Below are 19,835 nucleotides of genomic sequence, written 5' to 3'. Positions count from 1 at the left end.
CCGCATGGAGGGGAGAGGGGAGGTTCCGCACGCGGATGCCGAGCCGCTGGATCGCCTTTGTTGCGGAAGCCGTGCCCGGTCAGCCGCCGCTCAATCCAGCGCACGAAGTCTCCCAGCTGAGGCGATCCGAAGAGCACCGGCGACCTGAGCAGCCGAGTAGGGCTTACGCACAACCTCGAACCCGTGCGCGTCGTCCTGTGCCAGCACGTCGCTGTAGCCGGTGGTCAGGATAACGGGCAGTCCGGCGTGGCTCTGCCGCAACCGCCGGGCCAACTCGACGCCTCCCATGCCCGGCATCACGACGTCCGAGAAGACGGCATCGAAGCGGGAGGGTGCCCGCTCGATCTCGGCGAGCGCCGTCTCGGCGTCGTGCGCCCAGACGGTGGCGTGGCCGAGGTCCTCCAGGATCTGCGTGCAGAAGCGCCCGACGTCGAGATTATCCTCGACGACGAGAACGCGGAGACTGCGTGTCGCCTCTGTCAGCGACGAGGCGGATGGATGGGGCTCGTCCGAAGGTACGGCCGGCGGATCGGCGTAGGGCAGGTAGAGGACGAAGGTCGATCCGCGCCCGACCTCGCTGACGACGTCCACATCGCCGCCCGACTGCTTGGCGAAGCCGATGACCTGGCTGAGACCGAGGCCCGTGCCCTTTCCAGCCGACTTCGTCGTGAAGAAGGGCTCGAAGATCCGTGGCAGCAAGTCCGGTGCGATGCCGGTGCCACCGTCGGTGACCGACAGGGCGACGAAGGGACCGGGCGCGCCTGCGTGCGAGCGGATGCGGGGCTTCGGCCGATGGCCGTCGAGCTGCAGGGTCAGCGTGCCCTCGCCGTCCATGGCGTCCCGGGCATTGACGGCGAGGTTGACGAGGGCGGTCTCGAACTGGCTCGCGTCGGCCCGCACGTGGCAGGGCGTTTCGGGCACCTCCGTGACTATGCGGATACGCGCGCCCGTGACGGCGCCCAGCATATCCGCCACGTCGTGCAGACGGGCAGCAACATCGAACACCTCGGGCGTGAGGGGTTGGCGACGGGCGAAGGCGAGGAGCTGACTCGTCAGCTTGGCGGCGCGGTCGACCGTGTCCGAGACCGCCTCCAGGTAGCGGGCGCGCCGCTCCTCCGCGAGGTTCGGCCGGCGCAGGAACTCCACGGACGAGCGGATAATGGTCAGCATGTTGTTGAAGTCATGCGCAACGCCGCCGGTCAGCTGCCCGACGGCCTCCAGCTTCTGGGCGTGCCGGAGAGTTTCCTCGGCGCGGGCGAGCCGCTCCTGCTCGCGCAGACGCTCGGTCACGTCTTGGACGTACTGGAAGGCTCCGATCCGCTCGCCCTTCGCGTCACGCAGCGCCGTGAATTTGATCTCGTAGTGCCGGCGCCGCCGCCGCTCGTCGCCGAACGCCTCGACGAAGCTGTACTCCTCGCCTGCAAGAGCCCTGGACCACGCCGACCGTACTTGGGCGAGCGCCTCGGGCATCGGAGACAGGAGGTCGAGGAGGCTGTCGCCGATCCGCAGCCGGACGCCGTAGACGGCCTCGACCTCCGCGATCCAGGCCCGGTTGGCGGCCAGGACACGGAACTCAGTGTCGAGGGCACAGACGAGCGCGTCAGTCGTCTCGAACACGTCGGCCCACAGCTTGCGCTGGGCCAGAGCTTCCTCGACCCGCCGCTCCAGAGTCGCGTTGTTCTCCTGCAGTTGCGCCTCGGCCACCTTGCGGTCGTGCACGTCCTCCACGACCCCGTACCACCGCACGATGGCGCCGGCGGCGTCCCGTCTCGGGTAGGCACGGGCGCGCATCCAGCGGAATTCGCCCGTCGCCACCGTTCGGACGCGGTAGTCCACGTCGACCGGCTCGCCCGAGGCGAGGGAGGCGGCGAACGCCGTCATGGCCGGGTTCACGTCCTCGGGGTGGAGGGCCTCGACCCAGCCGGAGCCCAGTGGCTCGCCCGGTCGCTGGCCCGTGATCTCCAGCCAGCGGTTCGAGTAGGAGATGATGTTGCCGTCCGGGTCGCACGTCCACGGCACCTGCGGGTTCAACTCGACCGTGTGCCGGAAATGGTCCTCGCTCTCTCGCAGAGCGGCCTCGCCGAGGACGCGATCGGTGGTCTCGGCTGTGACGCAGAACAGGCCATTGACCGCACCCGCGTCGTCGAGGGCGGGCGAGTAGGTGAAGGACCACCAGCTCTGCTCCGGCTTCCCCTCGCGCGAGAGGTCGAGCATGACGTCGGTGAGGGTCTGGCTCCGTCCCTCCAGGGTCGCCTGGACCAGCGGCTCGATCTCCTCCCAGATGCTCGCCCAGACCTCCCGAAAGGGGCGGCCGAGTGCGTTAGCCTGGCGGTAGCCGAGGAGCGGCTGGTAGGCATCGTTGTAGAAGCAGAGCAGGTCGGGGCCCCAAGCGAGGAACATCGCCGTCGGGCAGACGAGCATCTGGGCGAGCCGGACGCGCAACGACGGCGGCCAGCGGTCGGGCGGCCCGAGAGAGGTGGCCGACCAGTCATGGACCCGGAGCTCGGCGCCCACCCGGCCGCCGGACGGCAGGAACTGGAAAGCGTCAGCCAAGGCGCGACCCACTCGCTGATGCGTTCGTCGGTAGAACTGACTTGCCGGGCATGATCTCGACGCAGCTGCGACGCAGGAAGCGGAGGTGCCCCTGATCGAAATCTACCAGTATCATACCGCACAGCTAGCGCACTGAGGCAGCTTGACGTGTCCTCGCCGTGAAGCGGTTCGAGGACCCCGGTCGGATCGGACGCGCGCTTTGGATGCGCTTCGTCCCAATCGACGGAGGTCGATATCCCTGGACCTGGCTAAATGTCCGAGCGGGGTCGCCAGCAGACCCATGAAGCACTCGTCAACGTCAAGTGTCAGCCAGCATGCCCGGCCGGCCATCTCGGATGACGGAAAACACCTGTTTTCCGTACAAACGAGCCTGATGTCCGGAATGGCCGCAACAGGCCCGATCGGCTTCCCCCATACTCAACCTGAAGAGGTTCAGCCCTGAGTTCGAAGCCGGGGCCTCCCTCGCTCGCGCGGGAGCAAGGCATCTCGCCCGCTTCCGAAACGTCCCTGTAGACTGAGGCGGCCCGACGAGACGATCGCCGGGCCGCCCCGTCCCGCTTACGCCGACACCAACGGCGTCCCCGCCTCCGCCGTGCTATCCGCTTCGACCGTCAGCACCTCCTGCCCCTGCGCCTCGACCACCGCCGCCGCCGTGATGTTGACGATGCCGCGGGCCGTCACCGACGGGGTGAGGATGTGGGCGGGCTTCGCCGGGCCCAGCAGCAGCGGGCCGACCGGCAGCGCGTCGGCGAGCATCTTCGAGAACTGGAAGGCGATGTTGGCCGCATCCAGGTTCGGCATGATCAGCACGTTGGCCTCGCCCTTGAGGCGCGAGCCCGGCAGCACCTTGTCGCGGATCGCCTGCGACAGGGCGGTGTCGGCCGCCATCTCGCCGTCGACCTCGAGGTCGGAGGCGCGCTCGCGCAGCAGGTTCAGCGCCTGGCGCATCTTGCGCGAGGACGTGGTGTCGAACGAGCCGAAATCGGCGTGGCTGACGAGCGCGATCTTCGGCGACAGGCCGAAGCGGCGGGCGGTGTCGCCGCAGGCGATGGCGACGTCGGCGATCTCCTCGGCACTGGGATCGGGCCGCACGTGGGTGTCGGCGATGAAGTAGGCGCCCTTCGAGGTGACGATCAGGCTGAGCGCCGCGAAGTCGCGGGCACCGGGAGCCAGCCCGATGATGTCGCGGATCACCCGGAGCTTGCTCTCGAACCGGCCTTCCAGGCCGCAGATCAGCGCGTCGGCCTCGCCGCGGCGCACCGCCAGCGCGCCGATCACCGCGTTGTTGGTGCGCACCAGCGTGCGGGCGCCGTCCGGCGTGATGCCGCGCCGTCCGGCGAGATCGATGTAGGTCTGGACGTAGGTGCGGTAGCGCGGATCGTCGTCCGGGTTGATCAGCTCGAAGTCCTGGCCGGCGCGGATGGCGAGGCCGAAGCGCTTCAGGCGGGTCTCGATCACGTTCGGGCGGCCGATCAGGATGGGCTTGGCCAGCCCCTCCTCGACGATCGCCTGGACGGCGCGCAGCACCCGCTCGTCCTCGCCCTCGGCGTAGACGACCCGGCGGGGATCCTGCTTGGCCGCGGTGAAGACCGGCTTCATGATGAAGCCGGAGCGGTGCACGAACCGGTCGAGGGACTCGGTGTAGGCCTGGACGTCCGGCAGCGGCCGCTTGGCGACGCCGGATTCCATCGCGGCGAGCGCGACCGCCGGGGCGATGCGCAGGATGAGGCGCGGGTCGAACGGGCTCGGGATCAGGGAATGGGGCCCGAAGGGCCGCGCCTCGCCGCCATAGGCGCGGGCGACGACGTCGGACGGGGTCTCGCGGGCAAGCCCCGCGATCGCCTTGACGGCCGCCGCCTTCATCTCCTCGTTGATCGTGGTCGCGCCGACATCGAGCGCGCCCCGGAAGATGTAGGGGAAGCACAGGACGTTGTTGACCTGGTTCGGGAAGTCGGAGCGCCCGGTGCAGATCATCGCGTCCGGCCGCTTCTCCTCGGCGAGGTTCGGCATGATCTCCGGATAGGGATTGGCGAGCGCCATGATCAGCGGCTTCTCGGCCATCCGCTCCAGCATCTCGGGCTTCAGCACGCCGCCGGCCGAGAGGCCGAGGAACACGTCCGCTCCCGGGATCACCTCGGCGAGGGTGCGGGCCTGGGTCTCCTGGGCGTAGACCGATTTCCACCGGTCCATCAGCTTCTCGCGGCCCTGGTAGACCACGCCCTCGATGTCGGTGACGAAGATGTTTTCGCGACGAGCGCCGAGGGAAACGAGCTGGTTGAGGCAGGCGAGTGCGGCGGCACCCGCGCCCGAGGTCACGATCTTGACGTCGGCGATCCGCTTGCCGGCGAATTCGAGGCCGTTGAGGACGGCGGCCGCCACGATGATCGCGGTGCCGTGCTGGTCGTCGTGGAAGACCGGGATGTTCATCCGGGCCCGGCAGCGCTCCTCGACCTCGAAGCACTCGGGCGCCTTGATGTCCTCCAGGTTGATGCCGCCGAAGGTCGGCTCCAAAGCCGCCACCACGTCGACGAGCTTGTCGACGTTCTTCTCGTTCAACTCAATGTCGAAGACGTCGATGCCGGCGAACTTCTTGAACAGGACCGCCTTGCCCTCCATCACGGGCTTGGAGGCGAGCGGGCCGATATCGCCGAGCCCGAGCACCGCGGTGCCGTTCGACACCACCGCGACGAGGTTCTGGCGCGCCGTCAGGGTCGCGGCCTCGTCGGGATCGGCGGCGATCGCCTCGCAGGCGGCGGCGACGCCCGGCGAGTAGGCGAGCGCGAGGTCGCGCTGGTTGCCGAGCGGCTTGGTCGGCTGGATCTCCAGCTTCCCGGGTCTCGGATGACGGTGATAGAACAGCGCGCCGCTCTTCAGATCGTCCGAAATGTTGCTGCTCACCGCGTTCTCTCCCCGGATCGCCCGAACGCTCGGGCCCGCCGCCCCGCCCGCGCCTCACCGAGGAGCCCGCGGGTGAAGGGTTTCCTGCACCGCCTGCGGCAGGGGCGCAACCCTCACAACGAGACCCGCCTGCATCTCGCCAAGCTCGCCGCCCGCCACGGCTTCCGCATCGGCCCGTACTCCTACGGCAGGCCGAAGATCCGCTTCCCGGAATCGGGCGCGCGATTGTCGATCGGCCCCTATTGCTCGATCGCCGACAAGGTCGAGATCCTGCTCGGGGGCAACCACCGCACCGACTGGGTCTCGACCTACCCGTTCGCGGCGATGCAGGGCCTGTGGCCGGATCTCGACGCGCCGGAAGGCTACCACGCCTCCCGCGGCGACGTGGCGATCGGCGCCGACGTCTGGCTCGGGTCGGGCTGCCTGATCCTGTCGGGCGTCACGATCAGCCCCGGCGCCGTGGTGGCGGCGCACGCGGTCGTGACCCGCGACGTGCCGGCCTACGCCGTCGTCGCCGGCAACCCCGCCCGGGTGATCCGCCACCGCTTCCCGGAGGAGATCGTGGCGGCGCTCGTCGAGACCGCCTGGTGGGACCTGTCGCCGGAGCGGGTGCGGGCGCTGGTGCCGCTTCTCCAGAGCGGTGAGGCCGAGGCCCTGGTACGGGCCCTGCGGGGAGGGGACCCGGTCAGCCGATGATCCAACTCGCGACGAGGCAGGCGGTCGCCGCGAAGGTCACCGCCACCGTCGCCCAGCCGAGGACGGTGACGAGCCGGCCGTTGACCCGCTCGCCCATCATCCTCGGATCGCTCGTCATCAGCATCATCAGGCAGAGGAGTGGGGGCACCGAGAAGCCCTGCACCACGCCCGACCAGACCAGCGCCCGCATCGGGTTGAAGCCGAGGAAGTTGAGGCCGACCGCCACCGCCGTCACCGCCGCGATGGTGCCGTAGAACAGCTTCGCCTCGGAGGGCTTCGCGTGCAGGCTGCCCTCGCGGCCGAGGCCCTGGACGAGGTCGTAGGCCGCCCCCGTCGTCATCACCGGCACCGCCAGGAAGCCGACGCCGACGACGCCGAGCGCGAACAGGATCTTGGCGCCCGAGCCAGCCAGGGGTTCGAGGGCCGAGGCGGCCTGGGCGGCGCTGTCGATCGCGGTCTGCCCGGCCGGGTGCAGGGTCGCGCCGGTCGACAGGATGATGAAGTAGAGGATCAGGTTCGAGAACAGCATGCCGGTGATCACCTCGCGCCGGGTGCGCCGCAGCTCGGCGTCGGTGGCGCCCTTTCGCTGGCGCAAGCTGTGGCGGCCCTGGCCGATCTCCTCTTCCACCTCCTGGTTCGACTGCCAGGTGTAGATGTAGGCCGAGAGCGAGGTGCCGATGCAGGCGACGATCATCGCCAGCGCGTCGCTGTCGAGGGTGAGGTGCGGCACGAAGGTGCGGTACAGGACCTCGCCGAAATCGGGCCGGGCCATGAGGGCGGCGGCGACGTAGGCGAACAGGGCCAGCGCCAGCCAGCGGAACAGGCGGCGCAGCAGCGCGTAGGAGCCGAGGATCTGGAAGGCCAGGATGATGGCGGCCGCGATCACGACGATCAGCGGCACCGGCAGCGGCACCAGCAGGTTGAGAGCCGCCCCGATGCCGCCGAGATTGGCTGCCGCCTCGATCACGTTGCCGGTGAAGGCGCCGAGCACCGCCGGATACAGGACCCAGCGCGGGTAGCGGTCGCGCACGGCGGCGAACAGGCCCTTGCCGTAGACCTGGCCGAGCTTGGCCGAGACGTAGACCACCACCACCATCATCGGCAGCAGGAGCGGGGCGATCCACAGGAAGCCGAGACCGAACTTCGCCCCGGCGCTGGCATAGGTGCCGATCGCCGAGGGGTCGTCGTCCGCCGCGCCGGTGATGACGCCGCCGCCGACGAGGCGCAGGAGGCCGGATTTCTCATGCCGCTCGGGGGGGGACGAGTCTGCCGTGGGTGGCGTCGCGGCGGCAGTCGGCGCGCGGGAGGAGGGTTTCGGTGCTGACATGCTCCCTCGGAGTATACGGGGTCCGAGGGCTCAACTGTCCGGAGTTGCCAAGGTTCGGCGCTCCGGCTGCATCCGCGATCCCTGTTCCGCTCCATTGCCGGATGTGGCGCGGGCGATTCATCTCCCCGCCCGCGGGGAGAGGCGATGCGCACTTCGCGAGCCCGCCGCCGGGGGTGACACGACCGCCCCGCTCCGGCAGGGTCGCCCTTGCCGCCCGCGAAGGATGCCGATGAGCCGCCGCCCCGATCCCGCGCCCCGCCGCGCGCTGCCCACCCGCCGCGAGGCGGTGGCGGCGGCGCTCTCCCGCCTCGCGCCCCGGGTGCCGGACTTCGAGGCGGAAGCGATCGTCGACCGGGCGCTCGCGAGCTCAGGGTTGCGCGGCGCCGCACCCGAGACCGCCGCCTGGCTCGGCCTGGTGTCTTACGCCCGCCACGTCTTCACCGAGTACGATTCCCTCCTGGAGGAGGGCTACGACCAGGACAGCGCCCGCCACTTCATCCTCGACGACCTCAACGGCGTGCTCGCCGAGTGGGGCGTGCGGCGGCGCATCGGCGAGGACGAGGAGGCCACCGGGGGCGAGCCGGCGTGACCGTTCCTATATGAACGCTCGATGCCGCCCGCGCAGAAGTTCCGATGACCGCCCCGATCGCCGACGTCCTGATCCCGCTCGCCCTCGACCAGGCCTACAGCTACGCCGTGCCGCCCGAGCTGACGCTGGCGGAGGGCGACGTGGTGCAGGTGCCGCTCGGGCCGCGGGAGACCGTCGGGGTGGTGTGGTCCCTGCGCGACGGCGCCGGCTCGAACCTGCGGCGCGTCACCGGGCGGATCGGCGTCGAGCGTCTGAGCCCGGCGCTGCGCCGCCTCGTCGAGTGGATCGCCCGCTACACCCTGGCGCCAAAGGGCTCGGCGCTCGCCATGGCGTTGCGCCTGCCGGAGGAGAGCCGCACCGAGACCGCGAAGGTCGGCGTGCGGGCGACCGGGATGCCGCCGAGCCGGATGACGCCGGCGCGGGCCAAGGTGGTGGCGGTGGCCGCCGACGGCGTGGTGCGGGGCAAGCGGGCCTTGAGCCTCGAGGCCGGGGTCAGCGCCGGCGTGGTCGACGGCCTCATCGACGACGGCGTGCTCGAGACCGTGGCGCTGGCGCCCGAGCGGGTCGCCGAGCCGCCCGATCCCGACCACCCGCACGATGCTCTCTCCGAGCCCCAGGCCGAGGCGGCGCGCGCGCTCATCGCCACCCTGACCGCGCCGCCCGCGGATGGCGGCGCTACGGGAGAGGGCGGGGTGACGCTCCTCGAAGGCGTGACGGGCTCCGGCAAGACGGAGGTTTATTTCGAGGTCGTGGCCGAGGCTCTGCGCCGGGGCGTGCAATCCCTGGTGCTGATGCCGGAGATCGCCCTGACGGCGCAGTTCCTCGACCGCTTCGCCAAGCGCTTCGGGGTACGGCCCGCCGCCTGGCATTCCGGGGTCGGCGGGCGTCGTCGCGAAAAGATCCGGGCCGGGGTGGCGTCGGGCGAGGTGCAGGTGGTGGTCGGCGCCCGCTCGGCCCTGTTCCTGCCGTTCGCCAAGCTCGGCCTGATCGTCGTCGACGAGGAGCACGAGGGCGCCTACAAGCAGGATGACGGCGTCTGCTACCACGCCCGCGACATGGCGGTGGTGCGCGGCAAGCTGGAGAACGCCGCCGTGGTGCTGGCCTCGGCCACCCCCGCGATCGAGACACGGGTCAACGCCGAGCGCGGCCGCTACCGCCGCGTGGTGATGCCCGAGCGCTTCGGCGGCCGGCGCCTGCCGGAGATCCGCGCCATCGACATGCGGGCTGAGAAGGTGCCGCGCGGGCGCTACCTGTCGCCGAGCCTTGTCTCGGCGATCGCCGAGACCAATGCCCGCGACGAGCAGGCCCTCCTGTTCCTCAACCGCCGCGGCTACGCGCCGCTCACCCTCTGCCGCGCCTGCGGCCACCGCTACCAATGCCCGAACTGCTCGACCTGGCTCGTCGAGCACCGCTTCCGCCGGGCGCTGGTCTGCCACCATTGCGGCCATGCCGAGCGCCGGCCCGAGGCCTGCACCGAGTGCGGCACCTTCGACAACCTGACCGCCTGCGGGCCGGGCGTCGAGCGCATCGCCGAGGAGGTCTCCGCCACCTTCCCCGACAAGCGGGTGATCGTCCTGTCGAGCGACTTTCCCGGCGGGGCCGAACGCCTGCGGGCCGAGCTCCAGACCGTGGCCGAGGGCGGCTGCGACATCGTGGTGGGCACCCAGCTCGTCGCCAAGGGCCACAACTTCCCGCACCTGACCCTCGTCGGCGTGCTCGACGCCGATATCGGGCTGACCTCCGGCGACCCCCGCGCCGCCGAGCGCACCTTCCAGCTCCTGCAGCAGGTGACGGGCCGCGCCGGCCGCGGCGAGAAGCCGGGCCGGGCGCTGGTCCAGACCTACCAGCCCGAGCACCCGGTGATCTCGGCCCTCATCTCGGGCGACGCCGAGCGCTTCTACGCGGAGGAGACGGCGGCGCGCGAGGTCGCGGGGCTGCCGCCCTTCGGGCGCCTCGCGGCGCTCGTCATCTCCTGCACCGACCGGGAGGCGGCGGAGGCCCACGGCCGGGCGCTCGCCCGCGTCGCCGAGCCGCCGCCCGGCGTCATGGTGCTCGGCCCCGCCGAGGCGCCGCTGGCGCTGGTGCGCGGCCGCTACCGCTTCCGCCTCCTGGTCAAGACCGAGCGCGAGATCGATCTCCAGGGCTACCTGCGCGACTGGCTCGCCCGGGGCCCGAAGGTGCGGGGCAATCTCAGGGTCGGGATCGATGTCGATCCGCAGAGCTTCCTCTAGAGGGTTTCACGATCGCGCTGCAATCGCGAAGCCCCCGGCCTCGATTGCCGCATTTCCTGCAGCGAACCGCTATCCGCTCCGTCGGAAAATGCTCCGGGGTTGTGCCCGCCGGTCTTCGATGCGATAGCCCGCTCAGGGTGCGCGGTCCGTGGGTCGGACCGGCAGGACGCGCGCTGGTCGGGCCGCCAGCGCCGGAGACCCGCGCCCGTGTCGTTGTTCGCCCGCGCAGCCTCGCTGCCCGCACGCCCCGTATCCGCCCTGCGGAACGTCCTCACCAGCGAAGCCGGCGGCGGCCTCGTCCTGATGGCGAGCGCGGCGCTCGCGCTCGCGGTGGCGAACTCGGCCCTGGCCGACACCTACTTCGCCGCGCTCAAGGCCTATCTCGGGCCCCTGTCGGTCCTGCACTGGATCAACGACGCCCTGATGGCGGTGTTCTTCCTGCTCGTCGGGCTGGAGATCAAGCGCGAGGTCCTGGACGGGCGCCTGCGCACCTGGCCCGACCGCATCCTCCCTGGTCTCGCGGCACTCGGCGGCATGGCGGCGCCGGCCCTGGTCTACGCCGCCGTGAACTGGAACTCGCCCGAGACGCTGCGGGGCTGGGCCATCCCGGCCGCCACCGACATCGCGTTCGCCCTCGGGGTGCTGGCGCTGCTGGGTCCCCGGGTGCCGGTCTCGCTCAAGGTCTTCCTGACCGCGCTCGCGATCATCGACGACCTCGGCGCCGTGGTCATCATCGCGGCGTTCTACACCGCCGACCTGTCGCTGCCGATGCTCGGCGGTGCGGGCCTGACGCTCGCGGTGCTCTACGGGATGAACAAGGCCGGGGTGGCCCGCCTGTGGCCCTACCTGCTGCTCGGCGTGGTGCTGTGGGTGTTCGTGCTCAAGTCGGGCGTCCACGCGACCATCGCCGGCGTGCTGCTGGCGCTGACGGTCCCGCTGCGCCTCAGCGTCGGCAAGCCGGACGACCCGACCTCGCCGCTGCACATCCTGGAGCACGCGGTCCATCCCTGGTCGGCCTACCTCATCCTGCCGGTCTTCGGCTTCGCCAATGCGGGCGTGTCGCTGGCGGGGATCACCCCGCGCATGCTGCTCGACCCGGTCACGCTCGGGGTGGCGCTCGGCCTGTTCGTCGGCAAGCAGGTCGGCGTGTTCGGTCTCGTCCTCGCCGCGGTCAGGCTGGGGCTCGCACAGCGCCCGGCCCACGCGACCTGGGCGCAGGTCTACGGCGTCTCGCTCCTCTGCGGCGTCGGCTTCACCATGAGCCTGTTCATCGGCCTGCTCGCCTTCGCGAACGCGCCGGAGCTTGAAGCGGAGACCAAGGTCGGCGTGCTGATCGGCTCGCTCGCCTGCATGGCCGCCGGGGCGCTGGTGCTGCGGTTCGCGCCGGCCCGTGCTCCCCGGCGCTGATCCCCGGTCGCCGACCCGGGATGCCGGAGTTTCCCTTGCATCTCTACCCCGGCACGGCTCCGCGACGCGGTTGGGGCAGAGCGCGGTGTCGGATCACGGCGGCCTCGCGGTTCGGCGATGCCGGAGCCGACCCTGCCGGTCCGGCACCTCCCCTTCGTGGCTCCTCCGCCACCGTCGCAGGGCGTCGAGCGTCCTGCCGACGGGACGGGGACCATCGTCTGCGAACCTGACGTCGGCTCGCGTGCCTCCTCAGCGCGAGCCGGACACGCTGCGGGGGGACAAGCTCGGGTGCAGGTCGCGAACCGGGCTCACGCGCTCCAGTACCGAGGCGGCATGCAGGATCGTGGTCTCCGCCTGCCAGCTCCCCACCAGCTGCACGTTGATCGGCAGCCCCTCCCGGCTGGTCCCGAACCGCATCGACAATCCGGGCAGGCCGGTCACGTTGAGCGGCACCGTCGCGCCCTGGAGGTAGGTCAGGTCGACGGTCTCGCCGTTGACGGCGAGTTCCTTGATGCCGTGCTTGTGCGCCGGGACCGGCAGCACGGGGGTCAGCAGGACGTCGTAGTTCCGGAAGTAGGCCGCGTAGCCGTCCCGCAGCCGCTCCGCCGCCTGCTCGGCCGCGACGTAGTCCTCGATGGACGTATCCGGCAGCGACAGCATCGTCCGGGCCATCTTGTACATCTGGCCCTCGTGCCCGGCGGTCGCCTCGCGGAAGGCCGGCTTCATCTCCATGACGTGGAGCTTGTTGAACACGTCGAGGGCGAAGTCGCGCTCCAGCGCCGGGATGCGCACCTCCTCCACGTGATGACCCTCGCCCTTGAGGGCCGCGGCCGCTTCCCGCACGGTCGCCGCGACTTGCGCGTCGATCGGTCCGAAGCCCGGGCCGACCATCCAGCCGACGCGCAGCGTGCGGTCCGTCGTGACGCCGGCGTCGAACGGGACGGTGCTGGTCGAGAAGGCGTCCTCGCCGTCCGGGCCGGCGAGTTGCGAGAAGGCCAGCGCGAGGTCGCGGATCGAGCGCGCCATCGGGCCGACGTGCCAGAAGCGGCGCGGCGCCCGCGGCCAGATGCCGGTCATCGGCACGCGCCCATGCGTCGCCTTCAGCGAGACGATGCCGGTCTGCGCGGCAGGCCCGCGCACCGAGATGGCGAGGTCGGTGCCGAGGCCCAGCGGCGACATGCCGGCCGCGATGGCTGCCGACTCGCCGCCGCTCGACCCACCGGGCGTGCGCTCGAGGTCCCACGGGTTGTTCGAGCGCCCGGAGAGCAGGTTGTCGCTCTCGATCCAGTAGGAGAATTCGGGAAGGTTGGTCTTGGCCAGCAGGATGCCGCCGGCCTTCTTCATCCGGGCGACGCTGGTCGCGTCGGCATCCGGCACCCGGCCCTTGAAGATGGGGGAGCCGCGCTGGGTCATGACCCCCGCGGTGTCGATCGAGTCCTTCACGGTGAAGGGCACGCCGTGCAGCGGCCCGAGTTCGTCGCCCGCCAACATGGCCGCCTCGGCTCGCTTCGCGTCCGCCAGCGCGCCGTCCGCGACGGTAACGATGGCGTTGACGTCCCCGTCGACGGCCTCGATGCGGTCGAGGTGGGCCCGCACGATCTCGACGGGAGAGAGCTGCTTGGTGCGGACCAGCGCGGCGAGGGCGGTGGCGTCCGAGAAGATGATGTCCTGGGTCATGGCTGCGTACCTACCTGTCGTTAGGTAGGCATGACCTAGGCCTGGATTTTCGCCTCGTCAACCCCTAACTAACAGTTGTTAGGTTTTTGCATCGACCGGGAGGCAGGGGTGAGTTCGAACGCGAGGGAGACGATCCTGGCCGCCGCCAGGAAGACCGCGCAGGCGCACGGCTACGGGGGCTTGAGCTACCGCGACCTCGCCGCCGAGGTCGGCATCAAGGCGGCGAGCATCTACCACCACTTCGCCAGCAAGGCGGATCTCGGTGCGGCCGTCGCGCGCCGGTACTGGGAGGACATCGCGGCCGAGCTCGACGCGATGCTGGCCGAGACCGCGGACCCGCGCGAATGCCTGCGCCTCTACCCGGGCACCTTCCGCCGGTCGCTAGAGGACGGCAACAGGCTCTGCCTGTGCAGCTTCATGTCGGCGGAGTACGCCAACCTGCCCGAGGCGGTGCAGCGCGAGGCCCGGAGCTTCGCCGACGTCAACGTCGCCTGGCTCGCCAAGGTGCTGGTCATTGCAGGCACGGTGAAGCCCGAGGACGGCGAGGCGCGGGCCCGCGCCATCTTCGCCGCGGTGTCCGGCGCCCAGCTCTACGCGAGGAGCCGCGCGGACATCGCGCAATTCGACGACCTGATCGAGAGCTACCGCGCCGCGGGTCTCCTGCCGGCCTGAGCCGTTTTCGCCGCGATGGCTGCCGGTTCGGCGCTAAAGATCCGTTCTGCTCAAGGGCCCGAGGCGACGGGCGACCGGGCGGGAGGCCGCAACCCTCGACCCGGGCTCCCGACGGCGCGGCGCGCGACCGCTCCCTGCGCGACCAGAAGGCACCCAGGACGGCATTGCGCCAAGGCCAGGCACGGGCGCACAGTAGCGTCCACGATCATGGCTGGGACCCCGGGGAAAATCGCTGGCACGGATACTGCCTGGCCCTAGCGTCCCGGTCGGGGGAACGAGCCTCCGGTCTGGGCCGTCCGCCCGGGATTCTCGCCCAGGGGCCTCTCCGGGATCCCCGCAGAAGGAAGCGCGATGCCGCGTCTCTTCACCGCCTGCCTGCTCGCAGCCCTCGCCGTTTCCGCCCCGCTGGCGACGGGCGCTCAAGGACAGACCCTGCGCTTCGGCCTGATGGAGGATCCGGACGCCCTCGATCCCACGCTCGCCCGCACCTTCGCCGGCCGCATGGTGTTCGCCGCGCTCTGCGACAAGCTCGTCGATATCGGGCCCGACCTGAAGCCGGTGCCGCAGCTCGCGACCGAATGGGCGTGGTCGGACGACCGCAAGGCCCTTACGCTCCGCCTGCGCCCCGGCGTGCGCTTCCACGACGGCGAGCCGATGAACGCCGCGGCGGTGAAGTACTCGCTCGAGCGCCATCTCAAGATGCCGGGCTCCCAGCGCCGCGGCGAGATCGCGCCGATCGATACGGTCGAGGCGGTCGACGACCTCACCGTCAAGATCACCCTGAAGACCCCGTTCGCGCCGCTCCTGGCGCAGTTCACCGACCGGGCCGGCATGATCGTCTCGCCCAAGGCCGCCGACCGGCTCGGCGACAAGTTCGCCACCGCGCCGGTCTGCGCCGGGCCCTACAAGTTCGTCGAGCGGGTGCCGCAGGACCGCATCGTGGTCGAGCGCTTCGACGATTACTGGAACAAGGACGCGATCCAGATCCGGCGGATCGAGTTCCGGGCGATCCCCGACACCACGGTGCGGCTCACGAACCTGCGGGCCGGCCAACTCGACCTGATCGAGCGCCTGGCCCCGACCGACCTGGCGCAGGTCAAGCGCGACCCGAAGCTGAAGGTGGGCCAGGCCTACGAGCTCGGCTTCTCCGGCGTGGTGTTCAACACCGCCCGGGAGGGATCGCCGGTGGCCGATCCCCGGGTGCGCGCCGCCTTCGAGGCGGCGATCGACCGCAACGCGATCACGCAGGTGGTCTATAACGGCGAGTACCTGGCCGGGAACCAGTGGGTCTCGCCCAAGAACCCGAACTACGTGACGGAATACCCGGTGCCGAAGCGCGACGTCGCCAAGGCCAAGGCGCTCCTCAAGGAGGCCGGGATCGAGAAGCCGTCGATCACCATGATGGTCTACGCCAACAACGACGCGCCGCAGGTCGGCCAGGTGATCCAGGCGATGACCCGCGAGGCCGGCTTTGACGTGAAGCTCCAGGCCACCGACTTCACCACCTCACTCGATCAGGCCGACAAGGGCAACTTCGAGGCCTACCTCTACAACTGGAGCGGCCGGCCCGACCCGGACGGCAACACCTACAGCTTCCTCGCCTGCAAGACGCCGCTGAACTACTCGCGCTACTGCAACCAGGAGGCGGATTCGGCGATGAACGCCGAGCGGCTGACCACCGAACCGGCCGAGCGCAAGGCGGCGTGGAAGCGCCTCGCCGACCGGGTGCTCACCGACAAGCCGCTGGTCTACCTCTTCCATCGCCGGCTGCTCTGGGCCTACTCGCAGAAGCTCACCGGCTTCGGCGAGTACCCGGACGGGCTCGTGCGCTTCACCGGCCTGAAGCTCGACTGATGCTGAGGTTCCTGGCGCGACGCCTGGCGCTGGCGGTCCCGACCCTGGTGCTCGCCTCGATGATCATCTTCGCCCTGCAGCAATTGCTGCCGGGCGACACCGCCACCGCGCTCTCGGGCGAGGAGCGCGACCCGGAGGTGATCGCCTTCATCCGTGCCAAGTACCACCTCGATCAGCCGCTGCCGGTCCGCTACGCCTACTGGGCGACCGGGGTGCTCCAGGGCGACCTCGGCGAGTCGATCCGGTTGCAGAAGCCGGTGATCGAGCTGATCCGCGAGAAGCTTCCGGTGACGCTCGAGCTCGCCTGCCTGGCGATGCTGGTGGCCCTCGTCATCGGCGTGCCGATGGGGATCCTGTCCGCGGTGCGGCCCGGGACCTGGATCGACGGGCTCGCCAACGCGGTCGCGCTCTGGGGCCTGTCGGTGCCGAATTTCTGGCTCGGAATCCTGATGATCCTGCTGTTCTCGGTGCAGCTCGGCTGGCTCCCGGCCTCGGGCTACGTGCCGCCGGGCGAGAGCCTCCTCGAGAACCTGCGCTCGATGGCGATGCCGGCCTTCGTTCTGGGCAACGCCATCGCGGCGGTGATGATGCGCCACACCCGCGCGGCGATGATGGGCGTGCTGCAATCGGACTACGTCCGCACCGCGCGGGCCAAGGGCGTTCCGACCGCCCGGGTGGTCCTCCGCCACGCGCTGCCGAACGCCGCGATCCCGATCATCACGCTCGGCGCGCTCGAATTCGGCCAGCTCCTCTCCGGCGCGGTGCTGACCGAGCAGGTGTTTTCCGTGCCAGGCTTCGGCAAGCTGATGGTGGATGCCGTGTTCAACCGCGACTTCGCCACCGTGCAGGGCGTCGTGATCTGTACCGCCACGACCTACATCCTGCTCAACCTCGCGGCCGATCTCGCCTCGGCGCTGGTCAACCCGAAGCTCCGGCGCGCATGAGCGAGGCCGGTCTCTCCACCCCGGCCGAACTGGCCACGCCCGTCGCCGCCCTGCCGCCGGAGCCGGGAGCGGTCCGCGCCTTCTGGCGCCGGTTCAGCCGCCGCCGCGGAGCGCTCGCCGGCCTCGTCGTCGTGGTGCTCCTTAGCCTGCTGGCGCTCGGCGCCGAGTGGATCGCGCCCTACGACCCCACGGCCACCGACTGGGGCGCGGTGCGCGCCGCGCCCGACCTCGCCCACCTCTTCGGCACCGACGAGGTCGGGCGCGACGTGCTCGCGCGCATCGTCTACGGCACCCGGGCCTCGCTCGGGGCGGGGCTGACCTCGGTGGCGCTCGCCGTCGCCCTCGGCCTGCCGCTCGGGATGCTGGCGGGCTATGCCGGCGGCGTGATCGACGGGGCGATCATGCGCCTGACCGACGCGCTGCTGGCGATCCCCTTCCTGATCCTCGCCATCGCGCTCGCGGCCTTCCTCGGCCCGAGCCTGACCAACGCCATGGTGGCGATCGGGCTCTCGGCAACCTCGATCTTCGTGCGCCTCACCCGCGCCCAGGTGCAGGCCGTGGCGGCGGAGGAATTCGTCGAGGCGGCGCGCGCCGTCGGCAACCCGCCCTGGCGCATCGCGCTCCACCACATCCTGCCCAACATCGTCCCGGCGATCCTGGTCCAGGCCACCCTCACCATCGCGGCGGCGATCATCGCCGAGGCGAGCCTGTCGTTCTTGGGGCTAGGCCAGCAGCCGCCCGAACCCTCCTGGGGCTCGATGCTCAACACCGCCAAGAACTTCCTCGACCAGGCGCCCTGGATGGCGATCTGGCCCGGGGTGTCGATCTTCCTCGCGGTGCTCGCCTTCAACCTCGTCGGCGACGGGTTGCGCGACGCCCTCGACCCGCGCGAGCGCCGATGAGCACCGCCTCTCCCCTGCTCGACGTCCGCGACCTCGCGGTCGCCTTCGACACCGAGGGCGGCACCGTCCACGCGGTCAACGGCGTCTCCTACGCCCTGCACGAAGGCGAGACCCTCGGGATCGTCGGCGAGTCGGGCTCGGGCAAGAGCGTCCACGTGCTCGCCATGCTCGGGCTGGTCCCGCGCCCGCCGGGCCGGATCACGGCGGGGCAGGTGCTCTTCCGCGGCGGCGACCGGGAGGCGCGCGACCTGCTGGCGATGCCGGAGCGGCAGTTGCGGCGGGTGCGGGGCGCCGAGATCGGCATGGTGTTCCAGGACCCGATGAGCTCGCTCAACCCGGCGATGACGGTGGGCGCGCAGATCGCCGAGCCCCTGGTCCTGCATCGGGGCCTCTCCGCGCGCGAGGCGCGGGCGCGGGCGCGCGACCTCCTCGACCTCGTGCGCGTCCCCGATGCAGGCCGCCGCCTCGACCACTACCCGCACGAATTCTCCGGGGGCCAGCGCCAGCGGGTGATGATCGCGATCGGGCTTGCCTGCCGCCCGAAGCTCCTGATCGCCGACGAGGCGACCACCGCCCTCGACGTCACCGTGCAGGCCGAGATCGTCGCCCTGGTGCAGGACCTGAAGCGCGAGATCGGGATGGCGATCGTCTGGATCACCCACGATCTCGGCGTGGTCGCGGGCATCGCCGACACCGTGCAGGTGATGTATGCCGGCCGGATCGTCGAGCGCGGGCCGGTCGACGCGGTGTTCTCCGATCCGCGCAGCGCCTACACACTGGGGCTCCTGCGCTCCCTGCCGGACCTGAGCCGCGGCCGGGCCGGGCGCCAGCGCCTGCGCCAGATCGAGGGCAGCCCGCCCGACATGCGACACCCGCCGCCGGGCGATCCGTTCGCGGCCCGCAACCCCTACGCCACGCCGCGCTGCCGGACCGAGGCGCCGCCGCTGGCGCAGGTGGCCGGGAGCGTGCCGGGCCATCTCGCGGCGGCCTGGTACGACCTGCCGGCGCTCCTGGCGCAGGGAGCCGGGCGATGAAGCCGGTGAAGCCCGAGCCGCTGCTCTCGGTGAAGAACCTCAGCAAGCACTACCCGCTGCGGCACTGGTGGGGCGGCAAAGCCTCGGTGTTTCGCGCGGTCGAGGGGGTGAGCTTCGACATCGCGCCCGGCGAGACCCTCGGCCTCGTCGGCGAATCGGGCTCCGGCAAGTCGACGATCGGCCGGGCGGTGACGATGCTCAACCCGCCGACCTCCGGCACCGTCGCGTTCGAGGGCACCGACTTAGGTGCCCTGCCGGCCCGAGAGATGCGGCGGATGCGAAAGCGCATCCAGGTGATCTTCCAGGACCCCTACGCCGCGCTCAACCCGCGGATGAGCGCCGGCGCCTACGTCGCCGAGCCGTTCCGGCTGCACCGGCCGGAGATGGGAACGGCTGAGCGCCGCGACGCGGTGACCGGCCTGTTCCAGCGGGTCGGGCTCGATCCGCGCTTCTCCGGGCGCTACCCGCACCAGTTCTCCGGCGGCCAGCGCCAGCGGCTCTGCATCGCCCGGGCGATCGCGCTGAAGCCCAGCTTCATCGTCGCCGACGAGCCGATCGCCGCCCTCGACGTCTCGATCCAGGCCCAGGTGGTCAACCTGCTCCAGGACCTGCAGGCGGAGCTGGGCCTGTCCTACCTCTTCATCTCCCACGATCTCAGGATGGTGCGCTACCTCTGCCACCGGGTCGCGGTGCTGCGGCGCGGGCGGCTCGTCGAACTCGCCGACAGCGACACCCTGTACGAGGATCCGCGCCACCCCTACACGCGGGCGCTGCTCGGCGCGGTGCCGGTGCCCGACCCGGCGGCTGAGCGGGCCCGCCTGCGGGCGGTGCGCGAGGCGCCGGCAGCCACCATCCCGGAGGCAGGGCCGTTGGAGGAGCTTGCCCCCGGGCACTGGGTGGCGCGGGCGGCCAACGTCTAGGCAATCGTCCGAGTAACCGGCATCCGCTTCATCGCAAGACGCTCCCAAGGGGGCGCCCGTTCTTGTGGTTTCCGCTCGCTGCACGTGGACGGCGGCGGGTGGCCGCATTCCGGTGACGGCGGGACCGTCGC

14 protein-coding genes are annotated in these 19,835 nt (G+C 71.0%); 10 read left to right on the top strand and 4 right to left on the bottom strand.

The genetic code is table 11. From position 1 onward, the window contains the following. Window positions 1-90 precede the first annotated feature (90 nt). Together ACS5PV_RS20310 and ACS5PV_RS20305 are read right to left on the bottom strand one after the other, a co-directional pair. The gene (locus ACS5PV_RS20310) at window positions 91-2,553 is read right to left on the bottom strand and encodes a PAS domain-containing protein (RefSeq protein ID WP_455397156.1); all 2,463 of its coding nucleotides are present in this window, start codon (window positions 2,551-2,553) and stop codon (window positions 91-93) included. Window positions 2,554-3,111: 558 nt separating this feature from the next. Further along, window positions 3,112-5,451, bottom strand: coding sequence for an NADP-dependent malic enzyme (locus ACS5PV_RS20305; protein ID WP_455397155.1), 2,340 nt, complete (start codon window positions 5,449-5,451; stop codon window positions 3,112-3,114). An 84-nt stretch (window positions 5,452-5,535) separates the two neighbouring features. On the opposite strand from ACS5PV_RS20305, the gene ACS5PV_RS20300 reads away from it, so the two are divergent. Then, entirely contained in the window at window positions 5,536-6,147 is a 612-nt protein-coding gene (locus ACS5PV_RS20300; RefSeq protein WP_455397278.1) for a CatB-related O-acetyltransferase, read from the top strand. Here the strand turns inward: ACS5PV_RS20300 and ACS5PV_RS20295 are convergent. Further along, window positions 6,137-7,474, bottom strand: a complete 1,338-nt coding sequence (locus ACS5PV_RS20295; protein WP_455397154.1) for an NRAMP family divalent metal transporter — start codon at window positions 7,472-7,474, stop codon at window positions 6,137-6,139. The genes ACS5PV_RS20300 and ACS5PV_RS20295 overlap by 11 nt on opposite strands. Window positions 7,475-7,703: 229 nt before the next feature. Here ACS5PV_RS20295 and ACS5PV_RS20290 point away from each other — a divergent pair, with 229 nt between their 5' ends. From ACS5PV_RS20290 to nhaA, 3 genes are all read left to right on the top strand, one after another. Continuing rightward, the gene (locus ACS5PV_RS20290) at window positions 7,704-8,063 is read left to right on the top strand and encodes a DUF2293 domain-containing protein (protein WP_455397153.1); all 360 of its coding nucleotides are present in this window, start codon (window positions 7,704-7,706) and stop codon (window positions 8,061-8,063) included. 44 nt (window positions 8,064-8,107) lie between these two features. Beyond that, window positions 8,108-10,294, top strand: coding sequence for a primosomal protein N' (locus tag ACS5PV_RS20285; protein WP_455397152.1), 2,187 nt, complete (start codon window positions 8,108-8,110; stop codon window positions 10,292-10,294). 207 nt (window positions 10,295-10,501) lie between these two features. Beyond that, window positions 10,502-11,701 carry a Na+/H+ antiporter NhaA gene (gene nhaA, locus ACS5PV_RS20280; RefSeq protein ID WP_455397151.1) on the top strand — a complete coding sequence of 400 codons (1,200 nt, stop codon included), beginning with the start codon at window positions 10,502-10,504 and terminating at the stop codon, window positions 11,699-11,701. 249 nt (window positions 11,702-11,950) lie between these two features. On the opposite strand, the gene ACS5PV_RS20275 is transcribed toward nhaA, so the two are convergent. Continuing rightward, a complete protein-coding gene (locus tag ACS5PV_RS20275; protein ID WP_455397150.1) occupies window positions 11,951-13,378 on the bottom strand; it encodes an amidase in 1,428 nt (475 codons plus the stop codon). Window positions 13,379-13,486: 108 nt separating this feature from the next. Here ACS5PV_RS20275 and ACS5PV_RS20270 point away from each other — a divergent pair, with 108 nt between their 5' ends. The 6 genes from ACS5PV_RS20270 to ACS5PV_RS20245 all read left to right on the top strand — a co-directional run bounded on the left by ACS5PV_RS20270 (window position 13,487) and on the right by ACS5PV_RS20245 (window position 19,704). Next, window positions 13,487-14,050: a TetR/AcrR family transcriptional regulator gene (locus ACS5PV_RS20270; protein WP_455397149.1), complete on the top strand. Its 564-nt coding sequence runs from the start codon at window positions 13,487-13,489 to the stop codon at window positions 14,048-14,050. A 351-nt stretch (window positions 14,051-14,401) separates the two neighbouring features. Beyond that, the gene (locus tag ACS5PV_RS20265) at window positions 14,402-15,904 is read left to right on the top strand and encodes an ABC transporter substrate-binding protein (protein ID WP_455397148.1); all 1,503 of its coding nucleotides are present in this window, start codon (window positions 14,402-14,404) and stop codon (window positions 15,902-15,904) included. Further along, window positions 15,904-16,848, top strand: coding sequence for an ABC transporter permease (locus tag ACS5PV_RS20260; RefSeq protein ID WP_455397147.1), 945 nt, complete (start codon window positions 15,904-15,906; stop codon window positions 16,846-16,848). Before ACS5PV_RS20265 ends, ACS5PV_RS20260 begins: the two co-directional genes overlap by 1 nt. Further along, on the top strand, window positions 16,845-17,750 hold the full coding sequence (locus tag ACS5PV_RS20255; protein ID WP_455397146.1) for an ABC transporter permease: 906 nt from the start codon (window positions 16,845-16,847) through the stop codon (window positions 17,748-17,750). The genes ACS5PV_RS20260 and ACS5PV_RS20255 overlap by 4 nt, the downstream gene beginning before the upstream one ends. Next, window positions 17,747-18,784, top strand: coding sequence for an ABC transporter ATP-binding protein (locus ACS5PV_RS20250; RefSeq protein ID WP_455397145.1), 1,038 nt, complete (start codon window positions 17,747-17,749; stop codon window positions 18,782-18,784). The genes ACS5PV_RS20255 and ACS5PV_RS20250 overlap by 4 nt, the downstream gene beginning before the upstream one ends. Beyond that, window positions 18,781-19,704 (top strand): ABC transporter ATP-binding protein, encoded by a 924-nt coding sequence (locus tag ACS5PV_RS20245; protein ID WP_455397144.1) that lies wholly within the window; start codon window positions 18,781-18,783, stop codon window positions 19,702-19,704. The genes ACS5PV_RS20250 and ACS5PV_RS20245 overlap by 4 nt, the downstream gene beginning before the upstream one ends. Window positions 19,705-19,835: the final 131 nt, after the last annotated feature.

It is taken from the genome of Methylobacterium sp. Gmos1 (assembly GCF_053764715.1).
The sequence above is the reverse complement of the archived record's forward strand: the minus strand, read 5'-3'. Positions and strand labels throughout refer to the sequence as shown.

Coding starts and splice junctions, on each gene's coding strand:
- ACS5PV_RS20295 (WP_455397154.1), bottom strand. CDS start 7,474: ATGTCAGCACCGAAACCCTCCTCCCGCGCGCCGACTGCCGCCGCGACG.
- ACS5PV_RS20290 (WP_455397153.1), top strand. CDS start 7,704: ATGAGCCGCCGCCCCGATCCCGCGCCCCGCCGCGCGCTGCCCACCCGC.
- ACS5PV_RS20285 (WP_455397152.1), top strand. CDS start 8,108: ATGACCGCCCCGATCGCCGACGTCCTGATCCCGCTCGCCCTCGACCAG.
- ACS5PV_RS20275 (WP_455397150.1), bottom strand. CDS start 13,378: ATGACCCAGGACATCATCTTCTCGGACGCCACCGCCCTCGCCGCGCTG.
- ACS5PV_RS20265 (WP_455397148.1), top strand. CDS start 14,402: ATGCCGCGTCTCTTCACCGCCTGCCTGCTCGCAGCCCTCGCCGTTTCC.
- ACS5PV_RS20260 (WP_455397147.1), top strand. CDS start 15,904: ATGCTGAGGTTCCTGGCGCGACGCCTGGCGCTGGCGGTCCCGACCCTG.
- ACS5PV_RS20255 (WP_455397146.1), top strand. CDS start 16,845: ATGAGCGAGGCCGGTCTCTCCACCCCGGCCGAACTGGCCACGCCCGTC.
- ACS5PV_RS20250 (WP_455397145.1), top strand. CDS start 17,747: ATGAGCACCGCCTCTCCCCTGCTCGACGTCCGCGACCTCGCGGTCGCC.
- ACS5PV_RS20245 (WP_455397144.1), top strand. CDS start 18,781: ATGAAGCCGGTGAAGCCCGAGCCGCTGCTCTCGGTGAAGAACCTCAGC.